The sequence below is a fragment of the Gordonia sp. 'Campus' genome, assembly GCF_022206305.1.
GTDB lineage: Bacteria > Actinomycetota > Actinomycetes > Mycobacteriales > Mycobacteriaceae > Gordonia.
Genome location: NZ_JAKOIW010000003.1, coordinates 144,845 through 158,528, shown reverse-complemented (window position 1 = coordinate 158,528; position 13,684 = coordinate 144,845). Strand labels below are relative to the sequence as shown.

The 13,684-nt window shown below is 66.3% G+C and carries 14 protein-coding genes; 3 read left to right on the top strand and 11 right to left on the bottom strand.

Going from position 1 to position 13,684, the window contains the following annotated elements; all coding sequences use genetic code 11:
• Positions 1-23: 23 nt before the first annotated feature.
• The 5 genes from fadD5 to MAY35_RS04370 form a co-directional block, all read right to left on the bottom strand.
• Entirely contained in the window at positions 24-1,628 is a 1,605-nt protein-coding gene (gene fadD5, locus MAY35_RS04390; RefSeq protein WP_238419559.1) for a fatty-acid--CoA ligase FadD5, read from the bottom strand.
• Positions 1,629-1,851: 223 nt separating this feature from the next.
• Complete coding sequence (locus MAY35_RS04385) at positions 1,852-3,111, bottom strand: HNH endonuclease signature motif containing protein (protein WP_238419557.1); 1,260 nt, start codon at positions 3,109-3,111, stop codon at positions 1,852-1,854.
• 182 nt (positions 3,112-3,293) lie between these two features.
• On the bottom strand, positions 3,294-4,535 hold the full coding sequence (locus tag MAY35_RS04380) for an RNA polymerase sigma factor (protein WP_238419556.1): 1,242 nt from the start codon (positions 4,533-4,535) through the stop codon (positions 3,294-3,296).
• Entirely contained in the window at positions 4,532-4,909 is a 378-nt protein-coding gene (locus MAY35_RS04375; RefSeq protein ID WP_238419554.1) for a YciI family protein, read from the bottom strand. The genes MAY35_RS04380 and MAY35_RS04375 overlap by 4 nt, the downstream gene beginning before the upstream one ends.
• Before the next feature lie 103 nt (positions 4,910-5,012).
• Positions 5,013-5,453 carry a M15 family metallopeptidase gene (locus tag MAY35_RS04370; RefSeq protein WP_238419801.1) on the bottom strand — a complete coding sequence of 147 codons (441 nt, stop codon included), beginning with the start codon at positions 5,451-5,453 and terminating at the stop codon, positions 5,013-5,015.
• Between the two features lie 223 nt (positions 5,454-5,676).
• Between MAY35_RS04370 and MAY35_RS04365 the strand changes: the two genes are divergently transcribed.
• Entirely contained in the window at positions 5,677-5,856 is a 180-nt protein-coding gene (locus MAY35_RS04365) for a phospholipase effector Tle1 domain-containing protein (RefSeq protein ID WP_238419553.1), read from the top strand.
• A gap of 1 nt (position 5,857) precedes the next feature.
• Here MAY35_RS04365 and MAY35_RS04360 read toward each other — a convergent pair whose 3' ends face one another.
• The 5 genes from MAY35_RS04360 to MAY35_RS04340 form a co-directional block, all read right to left on the bottom strand.
• Entirely contained in the window at positions 5,858-6,262 is a 405-nt protein-coding gene (locus MAY35_RS04360) for a VOC family protein (protein ID WP_238419552.1), read from the bottom strand.
• Positions 6,259-6,576 carry a helix-turn-helix transcriptional regulator gene (locus tag MAY35_RS04355; RefSeq protein WP_238419551.1) on the bottom strand — a complete coding sequence of 106 codons (318 nt, stop codon included), beginning with the start codon at positions 6,574-6,576 and terminating at the stop codon, positions 6,259-6,261. Before MAY35_RS04355 ends, MAY35_RS04360 begins: the two co-directional genes overlap by 4 nt.
• Positions 6,577-6,668: 92 nt before the next feature.
• Positions 6,669-7,391: an ABC transporter ATP-binding protein gene (locus tag MAY35_RS04350; protein ID WP_238419550.1), complete on the bottom strand. Its 723-nt coding sequence runs from the start codon at positions 7,389-7,391 to the stop codon at positions 6,669-6,671.
• Complete coding sequence (locus tag MAY35_RS04345; protein WP_238419549.1) at positions 7,388-10,198, bottom strand: branched-chain amino acid ABC transporter permease/ATP-binding protein; 2,811 nt, start codon at positions 10,196-10,198, stop codon at positions 7,388-7,390. The genes MAY35_RS04350 and MAY35_RS04345 overlap by 4 nt, the downstream gene beginning before the upstream one ends.
• A gap of 69 nt (positions 10,199-10,267) precedes the next feature.
• Positions 10,268-11,503, bottom strand: a complete 1,236-nt coding sequence (locus MAY35_RS04340) for an ABC transporter substrate-binding protein (protein ID WP_238419548.1) — start codon at positions 11,501-11,503, stop codon at positions 10,268-10,270.
• Positions 11,504-11,861: 358 nt separating this feature from the next.
• Here MAY35_RS04340 and MAY35_RS04335 point away from each other — a divergent pair, with 358 nt between their 5' ends.
• The gene (locus tag MAY35_RS04335; RefSeq protein ID WP_238419546.1) at positions 11,862-12,467 is read left to right on the top strand and encodes a TetR/AcrR family transcriptional regulator; all 606 of its coding nucleotides are present in this window, start codon (positions 11,862-11,864) and stop codon (positions 12,465-12,467) included.
• A 7-nt stretch (positions 12,468-12,474) separates the two neighbouring features.
• Here the strand turns inward: MAY35_RS04335 and MAY35_RS04330 are convergent, their stop codons facing one another.
• The gene (locus MAY35_RS04330) at positions 12,475-12,759 is read right to left on the bottom strand and encodes a hypothetical protein (protein WP_238419544.1); all 285 of its coding nucleotides are present in this window, start codon (positions 12,757-12,759) and stop codon (positions 12,475-12,477) included.
• Positions 12,760-12,924: 165 nt separating this feature from the next.
• On the opposite strand from MAY35_RS04330, the gene MAY35_RS04325 reads away from it, so the two are divergent.
• Positions 12,925-13,671, top strand: coding sequence for a M23 family metallopeptidase (locus MAY35_RS04325; protein ID WP_238419543.1), 747 nt, complete (start codon positions 12,925-12,927; stop codon positions 13,669-13,671).
• The last annotated feature ends 13 nt before the right edge of the window (positions 13,672-13,684 follow it).

The following is a 13,684-nucleotide window of genomic DNA, read 5'->3' as shown; positions in this document are numbered from 1 at the left end:
TCGCTGGGAGGACGCCGCGCCGGTCAGTCCGACAGGCCGGCGTCCTTGCTGCCGTACGCCTCTCGCAACCGGGGCTTGACGACCTTGCCGCCGGCGTTACGCGGTAGCTCGTCGATGATCACGATGTCCTTCGGATGCTTGAAGCGCGCGAGGTTCTCGTTCAGGTAGGGCTCCATCTCCGCCAGGGTGAGGTCGTCGACGCCGTCGGCTAGTACGACCACGGCGACGGGGACCTCACCCCACTTCTCGTCTGCGCGACCGATGACGGCCGCTTCGGCGACGCTGGGGTGGCCGTAGAGAACGTTCTCGACCTCGGCGCAGTAGATGTTCTCTCCGCCGGAGATGATCATGTCCTTGGCGCGGTCGACCACATAGAGAAAGCCTTCCTCGTCCTCGCGGACGAGGTCGCCGGAGTGGAACCACCCACCGCGGAACGCTTCTGCGGTGGCCTCTGGCTTGTTCCAGTACCCGATCATCATGTTGGGTCCGCGGTAGACGATCTCCCCGACCTCGCCGGGTTTCACGTCGTTCATCAGTGGGTCGACGATACGCGCGGTCACCGCGGGCACGACTTTGCCGATGGAGCCGAGTTTGCGGAGTGCGTCCTTGCCTTCGAGGATGGTCGTCACCGGCGACATCTCGGTCTGGCCGAAGGCCGTCATGTTGGACGCCCCGGGGAACGACTCGTTCATGGCGTTGAGGACCGTGTCCGATGCCGGCGCCGCACCCCAGCTCATGGTGCGCAGCTTGAGGTTCCGGGGCCGCGCCTTCTGGGCCGCGCTGACCGCCTGCCACTGGGCGGGCACCATGAAAACCGAGGTGACGCCCTCGCGTTCGAGGGTGTCGAGCATGGTGTCCGGATCGAAGGCGCCGAGCGGATGCAGCACGGCACGGACCCCGCGGTAGAAGATGGGCGCGAATCCACCGATGCCGGCGATGTGGAACAGCGGCGGCACGATCGACGCCACATCGTCGGATTGTCCGTTGGTGGTGGCCATCGTGGTCACCGCCTGCGCCTGGAAGTTCTGGTGGGTCAGCATGGCGCCCTTGGGCTTTCCGGTCGTGCCGGAGGTGTACATGATCGCGGCGACGGTCTCTTCCGGGACGTCGATCTCCGGAAGATCCGACCCGTCCTCGGCGAGCAGATCTTCGAAGTCGAGGTGCGCGTCGTTGTCGCTGCCGTCGACGACGATGATGGTGTCGATCTCGCCGGTGGAGGTGCTCACCGCGTCGGCGAGAGGAGCCAGGAGCTTCTCTGTCACGACCACCCGGGCACCGCTGTCGGTGACCAGGTAGGCGACCTCGGCCGGGCTCATCCGGATGTTCACCGGGACCGGGATCGCACCGATGAGGGTGGCACCCAGAATCGCCTCGATGTACTCGGTGCGATTCAGCAGAGCCATCAGGACCCGGTCGCCGAACCGCACACCCCGACGGTGCAGCGCCGCACCGAACGCGTGGGACCGGTCATCGAGTTCTTTCCACGTGGTGTGCTTGTCCAGATAGGTGATGGCGGTCTTGTCCGGGGTCATCATCGCGTGCCGACGCACCTGGTTGTTCCAGTGATTGCGTCGCGAGCGGTACGGCTCGGTGGTCAGATTGTTGGTGACCTCGGCACTTGCAGTCATGACTGCCTCCCATCGTCGAGCGGACTCGACCGTTGTGAACGACCCAAACGCGGGCCCCGGCACTGTTGTGCCCCGCGTCACACACATTAGGTCGTCCGCGTTGCCAGAATCAGGCATTCGCGTCGTTTGGTAAACGCTGTGGAGTTGTCAAAGGACTGTTGCGGTCCCGGCAGCGCCGGGTGCTGAGGGTGCTACGCGAAGTTCGTGGTCGTGCCGTTGTGTCTCACGCGGCCGAGTCGAGCCGCATGGTGCGCCGGTTGTAGGCGGGTAGTGGTCGGCGTTGTGGGTCGATGGTGGCGGGCGGCACGAGCCAGGGATGCCGGTCGAAGCCCATGACGATGCCCCAGCCATGGTGGTGTACTTGGGTGTGGCAGCGCTGGCAGAGCAGGCAACCGTTGTCGAGGTCGGTGGTGCCGCCGTCCGCCCAATGGGCGATGTGGTGCACCTGCGTATGCGACGGTGGTGCACCGCATTTGATGCAACACCTGTCTCGCACGATGACGGCTTTGCGGAGGTGTGCCGGGAACAGTCGGCGCGTCTGGCCCATCTGCAGCGGCACCCCTTCGCCGTCGAGGATGATCTCGGTGAGTGATCCGTCGCAGGCCACTTGTTTGGTGGTGGCCTGGCTGACGGTTCCGGTCCAGGGCAGGGTCGCGGGGTCGCCGACGGCAGGGATCGTCACCACTAGTTGGGTGCGTGGACTGCCGACGCTGTCGATGCTTGCACCGAGTGCTGCCTGGTCGAGGATGAGTTCGAGGGCGTCGGCGCGGCGTTGTTCGGCCGAACGACGATCATCGGCACCGTCGGGTTCGGGACGCGGGCACGCTCGATCGTCGATCATCGACAGGAACTTCTCGCCGGTGACCTGGGTGAGGTCGGCGCGGATCGCGACGCGGCCGTCGTCGGTGGTGTGGGCGTTGACGGTGTTCAAGCCCGCGTCGTCGGCTGCGGGGATGTCGGTGTCAGTGGCGTCGGCCAGGGTATGACCGATGGTGCGGGCGTGCTCGAGGACTTGTGCCGGCGTCGCGCCCGATAGCGCCTGGCCGGTGAGCTCGATCTCGCGGCTGGTCCTCTCATCTTCGGAAAGCGCTCGACTGCAACGTTTCTCGATGTGGTTCATGCCGCGGACGATGGCGTCGACGATCTCAGTCGACAGTCGTCCGTCGGCGCCATGACGGTCGACTGTGGGCAGGGTGGGTAGGGCGTCGACGATTCTCATTGTGCGGTGGGCCGCGGCGGGTGCGTGTCCCATCTCGATCAACAGCTTCTTGGTGGTGCTGCCCGCCTTCTGCGCGACGCCCAGGCCTTCGAGTTGTGTTGTGTGCAGCACGATCTGGTGGTCGACGATGTTGCGCATCAACCTCAACGTGTGGAGCGCATCGAATGTTGTTCGGCCGCTGGGGTCGTCGGCTGGCGGGGTGGTCTCGATGAGCTGATCGAGGAGGGTGGTGAGCTCTGGCATGACACCACTGTATGGGAACACGCATTCGAATTCAAGGTCACTTCACAATTGATCGCCTCGAAAACAGCAGCCGCACAACCGAGTTCGTTGACTGTGCGTTTTCCGGTACCAGTGGTGAACTCCAGTCACACCCGTGTCGCATATCGCTCAGGTCGGTCTTGATGCCACAGCTGAATAGCGGAAAATTGAATCGCTGAGGCCCCTCATGACAACCCGGCGGCGCGTCGTCGGAGATACTCCTGCACCCGCTCATCACGGGTCAGTGCCGCAGCACTCTCGAAGTGCTCCCGAGCGGCCTCGCCATCGCCGGCACGGACGAGCAAGTCCGCGCGGGCCGCGTGGAAGGGCGCGAACCCGGCGACGTCGGGCTCACCACTGAGACGATCCAGCAGAGCGAGACCGTCGGCCGCTGACGTCGAACGCCCGACGATCGCCGCGTGCGCTGTGCGTGCTCCCAGTGTCGGCGCGCACTCGACAAGGGCCGTCGAAAGTGTTTGCAGAGCCGCCCAGTCGACGACCCCGGTCCGCGCACGAGCGGCGTGCACCGACTGCATGGCGGCTTCGAGCTGGAAACGTCCGCGGGGCCGGCCGAACGATGCGGCCCGCCGGAGCATCGCCTCGCCGTCGCGGATGAGTGCCGCATCCCAGGACTGCGGGTCCTGCTCGTCGAGTGGTACGAACGGACCGGTCCGCGACGGAGCGCGGGACAGAGACAGCGCGATCAACGCGGCCAGCCCCCACGCCTCCGGTTCGTCGAGCAACGATGCGAGGGTCACCGACAGGTAGAGCGCCTCCCCCGCCATCGACTCGACGACGTCCGGATTCGTGCCGTCCGCATCGTTCCAGGCCGAGGCGAAACACCCGTACACCGCTTCCAGGACGGCGGGTAGACGCTCGGGCATCGCGTTGCGGTCGGGGATGACGAAAGGGATCCGGGCGTGCCGGATGCGGCGCTTGGCCCGTACCAGTCGCTGTGACATCGCCGCCGGAGCGACGACGAAGATCTCCGCGATGTCGGCGGCTTCGAAACCGAGGACGGTCTGCATCATCAGTGGTGTCCGGACTGCGGCGTCGATCGCCGGGTGGGCGCACGCGAACATCAGCTCGAGGCGCTTGTCGGGGATGGCATCGGGGTCGATGTCGTCGAATGGGGTCACGGCTATCGCTCCGGAAGAGATGGTGTCGTCGAGGACGGTCGATGTCCGATGTGCCGACGACTTCCAGAAGTCACGTTGCTGATTTCGCGCCACCGTGAGCAGCCAACCCTCGGGGTTGGCCGGCACGTCGTCCGCCGGCCAGCTGACGAGCGCTCGTTCGAAAGCGACCGCCAGGGCGTCCTCGGCGAGGGCGACATCGCCCGAAAACGAGGCGAGAAGCGCCACCAGCCGCGAATACGACTCACGGGCAGAATGTTCCGCGGCGGTGTGCGCTTCTCGTCGACTCACGCGTTCGGGGTCCAGGAGCCGTCGACGGTGTACGTCGCGCCGGGGCGGATCTCCACGACGCCCCACTCGATCGGCGGCGCCTGGCCCGCCCATTCGATCGCCGCGTCGAGATCGGGGACGTCGATGACGATCGTCCCGCCGAGTTGTTCCTTGGTGTCGGCGAACGGGCCGTCCTGGACGACCAGCCGGCCATCGACTTTGCGCAGCGTCGTCGTGACGTCCGAGTGCTGCAAGACCTCGGCAGTCACCAGGACACCAGCCTCCTGCAACGCGCTGGTGTATGCGGCGAACGCCGCCTGCCCCTGTGCCATCGCCTCCTCCCCCAGGGTCGAGGCATCCATCTCCGGGTAGTGAAGCAGCAGTGAGTAGTGCATCGTCGAACCTCCTGTTCAGCGGACCGTCGGTCGGCCCGTGTGCAGTGATGACGACCAGGCCGATCGCCATTCGACATCCGCGGGACGATCCTTTTCTCGGCCCCTACCGAGTCGCCAGTCGGTCTGCGCGTGCTGCGGCGCCGGGCCACATCGGCGGGCACGGCATACCGGGAACGGTGGCGACCTCGAAGTGCCACCACTCGTTGGCGAAGGTCCGGCACAGGCCCCAGCGGCTGCCCGTGCGCTCGAGCCAGGCGGCACCCTCGCGCGGGCCCACGTCGATGGCCTTACCCTGCACGTGGGGTGACTCCTCGGCCGGCAGAACCCACCGTCGGGCGGCATCGGGACTGCCGTAGGTCGCGATCGCGTCGCGCCACAACTGTCGCTGCTCTGCGTCGGAGCGGGCACCGGAGGTGATCCACAACGGAACACCCTGTGCACGACCGGTGTTCGACGCCTGTTCGTATGCGGTGCGCAGGACGGGGTCGAGGCCGGCGGTCGCCGGCGCCGCGTGTGCGGTCGGGGTGGTCGTGCCGGACAGCATCACCGCACCGGTGGCGGCGACGCCCAACGTTGCGGTCCGTAACAGTCGCGCGAACCCGGTCCTTCTCGACATAGCACTCACCTCGAACACCTCACCGCTACCGACCACTGCGCTACAGACCTCACCAACGCAGTAAACCGCAGAACCGGCATCGGTGTCGCGAACCGACCGGGAGGGTTGCCGTCGACGCAGGTGGTGGCGCCGAAACCGATGGAGGCTCGGGATGAAGAAGCGCCTGGTGGTCTGCTGTGACGGGACCTGGATGTCGTCCCTGGATCCGCTCATCTCCAATGTCCTCGACGTCGCGCGGCGGGTGACGACGACCCAGGAGTCCGACGAGCCGGCCGACCGGGTTGTCGACCTCCCGCCTCTGACTGCGTCAGTACGAAGGCCACGACGGTAGGTTATTGCGAGGCAGCGTCTTTCAGAGACGCGATCTGGATGAGGTTGCCGCACGTGTCGTCGAAGACGGCGACAACGGCCATCCCGACGTCGGTGGGCTCCTGGGTGAACTCCACACCGAGGTTCGTCAACCGCTCATATTCTGCCTGCGTATCTGCCACCGAGAATTGTGCCAACGGAATACCGTCTTCGACGAGAGCGTCGCGGTAGGGCTTGACCGCAGGATGACCGGCGGGTTCGAGGAGTAGCTCCGTCCCCTCGGGATCCTCCGGGGAGACGACGGTGAGCCACCAGGTGTCCTCCCCCATCGGAATATCATGCCGCACTGTGAAACCCAGAACGTTCGTGTAGAAGTCGTGAGCTTTGCGTTGGTCGTCGACGAAGACCGACGTGATGGTGATTCTCATGGTGCGTCTTTCTCTGGAGGTGGCGGCCACCGATCAGCGATCTCGGCGAGGGGTGTCGCGTCGAAGTAGTGGAACTTGGAGCGTCCACGTTTCTCGGTGTGGATGAGGCCGGCCGATTCCAGCACGCCCAGATGCTGCGAGATCGCCTGTCGGCTCAGGTCGAGTCCACGCCGAGACGTGAGCCGGCCACAGATCTCGAACAGCGTCTGGCCGTCACGATCGACGAGCTCGTCGAGGATCGCGCGCCTCGTCGAATCATCGAGCGCATGGAACACATCGGCCACACCTGACAATAGGCAAGTCGCCACTTGCATGTCAACGCTCTGAGGTGACTGAGATGCACCTTGCTCCCTGAGGTGCGAGGAGCGAAAGCGACGAGCCACGAAGGGCCGCCCACAACCTCGAGTTACGCCCTCGCAGACCCGAGGTACGCCTTCTCGATCCGCCCGATGTCGCCGGTGAGCGACGCCGCGGAATCCGTCAGAGCGATCTCACCGTGGACGAGCACGATGGCACGGTCGGCGATACCGAGAGCCAATCTCACGTGTTGCTCGACGAGAACCACCGCGGTCCCGTCGGAGTCGGCGACATCGCGTAGCACGGGCAGAATCGATTCGACGACGATGGGTGCGAGACCCATGCTGAGCTCGTCGATCAGCAACACCTTCGGTTGCTGCAGCAGCGCTCGGCCGATGGCCAGCATCTGCTGCTCACCGCCGGACAGTTCACCTGCCGCCACCTTCACTCGGGCTCGCAGTGCCGGGAAGTGCTCGAGGACGCGATCGACGGCTTCCGACTTCGCCCTACCGCGTTGCCGGATCGCGAGTTGGAGATTCTGCCGGGTCGTCAGCTGCTTGAAAAGAGATCGGTCGTCGGGCACCAGCACGAGCCCGGCACGCACCGCGGCCCGGGCGTCGCCGGACTTGATCTGCTGTCCGGCGAAGCTGACTTCGCCGCCCAGTCGTGGGAGCAGACCCGCGAGCGTGGTGAGCAGAGTCGTCTTGCCGGCACCGTTGGGCCCCAGCAGCGCGACGATCTCACCCTCCGCCACCGAGAGTTCGAGTCCATGGACGCAGGGGTTGCCACGGGTGTACCCGGCGTCGAGGTTTCGGCACTCGAGGACGGTCACGGCGTCATCTCCTTGGTCTGCGAGCGCGATTCGGACGCATTGTTGTCCGTCTGATCTCTGTAGTGGTGTGCGCTGTCCTGCACATCGACCACCGCCGACGAGGGCGTCCCGAGGTAGGCGTTCACGACGGCCGGTGACCGCCTGATCTCATCCGGCGTGCCGTCGGCGATGACGGATCCGAGATCGAGCACGATCACCCGATCGCACAGGCTGAGCACCAGATCCATGTCGTGGTCGACCAGAAGCATCGAGATCCCGTGGGCCCTGGCGGCGCGGAGTCGCTCCCCCAGCCAGCGGCTCTCGGTGCTGTCCAAGCCGGCGGCAGGTTCGTCGAGCAGCGCGACCCGGGGTTGGGCGGCCAGCACTCGCGCCACCGCGACGAGTTGCCGTTGCCCTTGTGAGAGGTCGGTTGCGGCAACCTCTCTCAGGTGCGTGATGTCGAGCATTCGGAGAACGCTGGCGACGTTGTCGGCGGTGTCGCCGGGGGCTCGTCGCGCTGCGATCGCCAGGTTCTCGGCCACGGACAGCTCTCCGTAGAGCTCGATGTCCTGGAAGGTACGCCCCAACCCTGATCGGCTGCGGCGGTGCGGAGCGAGGCCGTCGAGGGTCGTTCCGTCCAGGGTCACTGTGCCAGTGGCTGTGGCGAATCCGCTGATGGCGTCGATCAGGGTCGTCTTGCCTGCGCCGTTGGGGCCGATGAGGCCGACGATTTCGCCGGCCCGCACGTCGAAGCTGACGGTGCCGACGGCGGTCACCGCCCCGTAGCGCACCGTGATGTCGCGGACCGCGAGCAGAGGCGCGTCACCGCGGGGCCCCGCAGGGTGCGCAGTGTCGGGCCGAGTCTGCTCCGGCGCGTCGACCGGAGGCTCCGCCGGTGCGCGGCGAGTGCCGGGCAGCCGAATCTTGTGGAGGTATCCGATGACGCCGTCGGGACTGGTGACGACGGTGAGCACCAACAGGATTCCACTGATCAGCATGTAGTAGTCGCCGAACGACCCGTACTTGTCGGCAACGAAGTACATCAACCCACCGGGTGCGATGATGCCCGCGAGGATCGCCCCCGAGATCGACGTCACGCCTGCGACATAGATGACGGCGAACAGGCCGATGCCCGCAAACACGGCGTAACTGCCGGCCGTGGCAAGGGTCTGTTGATACGCGAGCAGCGCACCGCCGAGCCCGGCGATGAACGACGCGATGGCGAACGCGATGAGTTTCGTTGCGCCGACGTTGATTCCGGCTGCAGCGGCGGAGCGTTCGTTGGCGCGGACGGCCAGCATCGAGGCGCCCAGACCGCTTCGGCGTAGGACGGCGACGCCATAGGCCACCGCGGTCAGGACGACGAGACAGGTGATGCCGAAGGCGATTCGCGGGTAACCCTCCCCGGCGCCGATGCCGAGGTCGATGCCGAACAGTGACGGCGCGTCGACGGGGGCGCCCTGGAGTCCGCCGTTCAGCGACGGATTCCGGAACCAGAACGCTTCGCAGAACACGGCGAGCGCCAGCGTCGCGACCATCAGCGGCAGCCCGCGAACCCGTAGCGCGGGGAGGCCGACAACGACACCGACCATCGTCGCAACGCATGCCGCCAGCAGTGGCGCGACGGGAAACGGCAGGTTGAGGTCCTCGGTGAGTCTGCTGAGTGCGTAGGCGCCGACCCCCGCGAGCGTCAGCTGTGCGAGCGAGACCTGCCCGGCATATCCGGTGACGACGACCTGGGACAGCGCGACGATCGCGTAGATCATCGAGGCGATGACGGCGAGTCGCAAACTCCCCGACGTGGTGAACAAAGCCAGGACGGCGACTGCGACGCCGATGACGCCGGGAACCAGCATCCGGTTGGGTCGGGGCGAGCGACCGAGGTCGTTGCGGGTCACCGCACCTCGGCCGGGTAGCGGCCGTCCGCGGATGAGGAGGAATCCGACGATGAGAATCAGTGGCACGGCCTCGGCGACACCGGCGTCGGGCATCCAGTCCCAGGTTGCCTGGAGCTTTGTCGCCTCGGATTGGAGCATGCCGATGACGAGGCCCGCGCCGACCGTCACGGAGATCGCGGTGAAGTTGCCGACGAGCGCCGCAGCGAGTGCCGGGACGATGAACATCGTGTACGCGACCGGGTTGAGGGGCACTATCGGTGCGATCAGCACGCCACCGAGTCCTGCGGTGGCCGAGGAGAGCGCCCAGTTGGTGACCGCGATGCGGTCCGGCGAGAGCCCGGTGACCAGTGCGCCCTTCTCGGATTCGGCAGCCGCTTCGGTGGCCACCCCGAATCGGGTGTAGCGCAGGACGAGAGCCGCGCAGACGGCCAGTCCGACGATGACAACGGCAAGCAACAGGCGGTCGGTGGGTACCGCACTGGAGCCGATCTTGAAGGTGTCGACCTTGAAGATCGGCCCGACGCTCGGGGTGTCCTCCCCCACTCGGAGCGCGATGAGAGCCTGGAGGACCAGCATCACGCCGATCGCCGCGACCGCTTTGGCCAGGGCGGGGGCCGTACGCATCGGACGGAACACGAGAAGGTAGAGGATCACGCCGAGGACGGACGCAATCGCCACCGAGACGAGCAGCGCCACAACGACACCCACGTCGGCTCCCAGGTCGATCGTCGACGGGAAGCCGGGAATCGGGTTGAGGAGTTCTCCGTCGCGCAGGAACGCGTACGTGTAGGCGGCATACAGGGCGACGGCGCCGGTCGCGAAGTTGACGACGCCGGAACTCTTGAAGGTCATCACCAGGGCGAGGCCGAGGGCGGCGAAGACCGCTCCGTTGCCGAGGCCGAGGACGAGGAATGCGAGATGGTCGGTCATGGAACTCCCACTCATGGAAGTGCAGGTGATCGGGGGCCGCGCGGGCGCGACCCCCGATCAGCGGAGGAACTAGTTGTTGGTGACGACGGTGTTCTCGAGCTTGGCGTCCGCGGACACGTCGCTGACGAGGATCGCCTTGCTACACAGGGACGTCAGCGGCGGGAATGCCTTGCCGTCGCAGGTGAAGGTGATGCCGGGGGCGGCCGGAAGCGGCACGTTCTTCGCCTGTGACAGCGCCGTGGTGAACGTCTGGGCGTCGACCGTTCCCTCGAGCCCGTTCAGTTCGCCGAGCGCAGTCATGACCTGGTAGCCGATGTAGGCGAGGCCGGCCGGGTCGGTGTCCGGTGCGTACTGCGCCATCACGCTGCGGTATTGGGTGACGCTCGGGTCGTCGGAGCTCAGGTTGACCGTGGTGAACGCCTTTGCGCCGGAGACGGCCTCGTTGCCGACGGCGTCGAGGACGGGCTTGTCGAGGCAGCTCGCGATCAGGTACTTCGTGGCGTCGGGCGCGACGGTCTGCAGTGTCTTCAGGACCGAGATGCACTGGCGGGTGTCGCCGAGGATGCTCACCGCGTCGGGGTTGTCGGCGAGGCCGGCGGTGATCTGGGGCGTCAGGTCGGCGGCGCCCACGGGGACGGTGACGACCTTGAGTGTCACGCCCGCGCGCTGGAACATCGGGCCGCCCAGAGCCTGTACCGATGCGGCCGCGTCGCCGGAATCGCCGATGATCAACGTGACCTTCTTGAGCCCGTCCTTGGCGGCGGTCGCGGCCTGTCCCGCCAGGACGGCGATGATGCCGCCGGACAGCATGAACGAGCCGGGGGTGGCCATCTCCGCCTGCGATACCGGGGCCTGCGCGACGAACGGGATCTTCGCACCGGCGATGATCGGCAGCATGACCGCACCCTGGGCGCCGAGGGGCGAGACCACCACCGAAACCTTCTGTTCCACCATTTGATTGGCGCACTTGGTGGCCGAGGCCGGCTCTTCTTGCTGCTTGCAGACGACCAGCTCGATCTGGTGGCCGCCGATGCCTCCGCCGTTCTTGTTCAGATACTCGACGGCTGCCTCACTGCCCTCCCGGACCATCGGGGTGGTCACAGCGCCGCCCTCGGGGACGATCAGACCGACCTTGACCGGGTCGCCGGTCGCCGGGTTGCTCGGCAGCTGGCTGGTCTCGCCCGCGGTCGCGCTCTCGGAACTGTCGTCGGCGCATGCCGAGAGACCGCCTACAGCGAGTACCCCGGCGCTGCCGATGACTACTGCGGTCCGGAGTACACGCCTGAGTGCACTGGGTGATTTCATGCGATCCCCTTCGATCGTGACATCGGTTTTGCGACCACCCCGTCTGCGGGACGACCGAAATGTCGGATGTGGTGACTTGTCGGCGACTGTATCTTCGCCGCCGCCGCTGCTGAGTGGTTTCGAAATAGATTGTTTCGCAATGAGTCTGGACGTACCGGGTGTCAGGCATGCCGCGGCACGAACCGTCACTCCGGTGTCCGGAAGACCCCCCGAGGTCGACTCTGGTGACTTCACCCGTTGCATGAGCTGGATCACACTGGACTCAGAGGCAAAAGTTAGACGACCATCCAAACTTTGGGAGGGGAATGCAAGAATTGGTCATCGGGAACGACCGCCGGCACGGAAGGCGCCACATCCAATGACCGAAGCTCCGGCCGTCGGCCGCCGCGAACGCAACAAGCAACAGACGCGAGAGCGCCTGCTGACCGCGGCTCGCGAACTGCTCGCGACGGACGGGAATGCCGCGACAGTGGAACTCATCGCCGAACGCGCCGAGGTGTCCCGGGCGACGTTCTTCAACTACTTCCCCAGCAAAGACGACCTGCTCACCGATCTCTACGCGCAGCTGATGGGCACGTTCTCGCACGTGGTCGACGCGATGCTGAACAAGCCGCTGAGTACCCATGATCGCGTCGTCGGGGTGTTCGTCGATTTCGCGCGGTCGTCGGTGGCCGACCCCGACTACATTCGCACGGTGACGATCGAGATCGAACGGATCTCGTCGATGTCGGGAACGCTGGGCGAACGCAGCCACGTATTCACCTCGGAGGTGCTGCGCCTGATCGAGCGGGGCGTCGAACAGCAGGATGTGCGCACCGACCATCCGCCCGAGTTCCTCGCGCAGATGGTCGCGGCGATCTATGTGTCGAGCATGCGGTACTGGCAGATCGACCCGAGCTTCGAGATCAGCGAGAGCTTCGAGCGCGCCGGACGGTATGCGGCAGAGTCGTTGTTGCCGCGGTAGGCCCGCCTCAGTCCTCCGGCCGCGCGACGGGGGTTTCCCAGCGTTCGCGCCGTTCGTCCTCGGTCTGCTCCCACCACGGGGTCCCACGCTCCCCCAGCGCGACCTTCGTCGCCTGGACGCCCGCGCGTGACTCGGGAGCGCCGTGGGTGCGCTTCACGTCCCGACGCCACGCCATCAGGATCGACTGGAGTTCGGACCGCCGCTCGTCAGGGATGAGGGGATCCGTCGCCCTCCACCTCCGGCCGTTGATGACGATGTGGTGGCCATCGGGCGTGTGCTCGGGGTCGGGCATGCTTCCACGGTGCCACACCGATGACGAGCTTGAGTGACCCGGATCTCTTTCGGCGTCTGAGCTGGGGCTTCCGGAGTGTTGAACGTCGGCTCTCAGGGTCTGCTTAAGACTTTATGGGTAACGTCGCCGTGTCCTTGCCGATACCGAACTGTTACCCAAACTGAGATGGACAACGCTGTGCCTCAACACCGACTGAACGCTCATGATTCGACGCGGCCCTCACCCCGCGCCCAGCTCGACCTGACGTCGCGCACCCGGCGACCCGGGCGGCATCGCGCCACCTCGCGCTCGACGACCCGCACGGCTCTGCGAACCGGCGCATTCGCCGCCTTCGTCGGTGCCGTCGGTCTGACGGCCGGTACCGCAGCGCAGGCGACCGCGCAGCCCGCTCCTCCGCCCGCGCCGAAGATCGCGCTGCCCGACAACGTCAAGCTGCCCGCAGGACTGGTCCTGCCGCCCGAGATCAACGATCTCGCCCGCGACGTCCTGCCGCCGTCGGTGTTCAACCCCGGCCACTCCGGCATCAAGAAGGCAGTCAAGCCGGTCAGTGGCACCGTGACCTCGGGCTACGGCCCGCGCTGGGGCACCCACCACAACGGAGTCGACATCGCCAACAAAGTCGGAACCCCCATCTACGCCGTGACCGACGGCGTTGTCCTCGAGTCCGGCCCGGCCTCCGGCTTCGGCCAGTGGGTCCGCGTGAAGCAGGACGACGGCACCGTCGGCGTCTTCGGACACGTCAACGAAAGCTTCGTGCACCCGGGCCAGAAGGTCCGCGCCGGTGAGAAGATCGCGACCGTCGGCAACCGCGGCCAGTCCACCGGTCCCCACCTCCATTACGAGGTCTGGGATGCCAACGGCACCAAGATCAATCCGCAGGCGTGGCTCAACAAGCGCGGGGTTCATCCGTGACGGGCGCCTGACC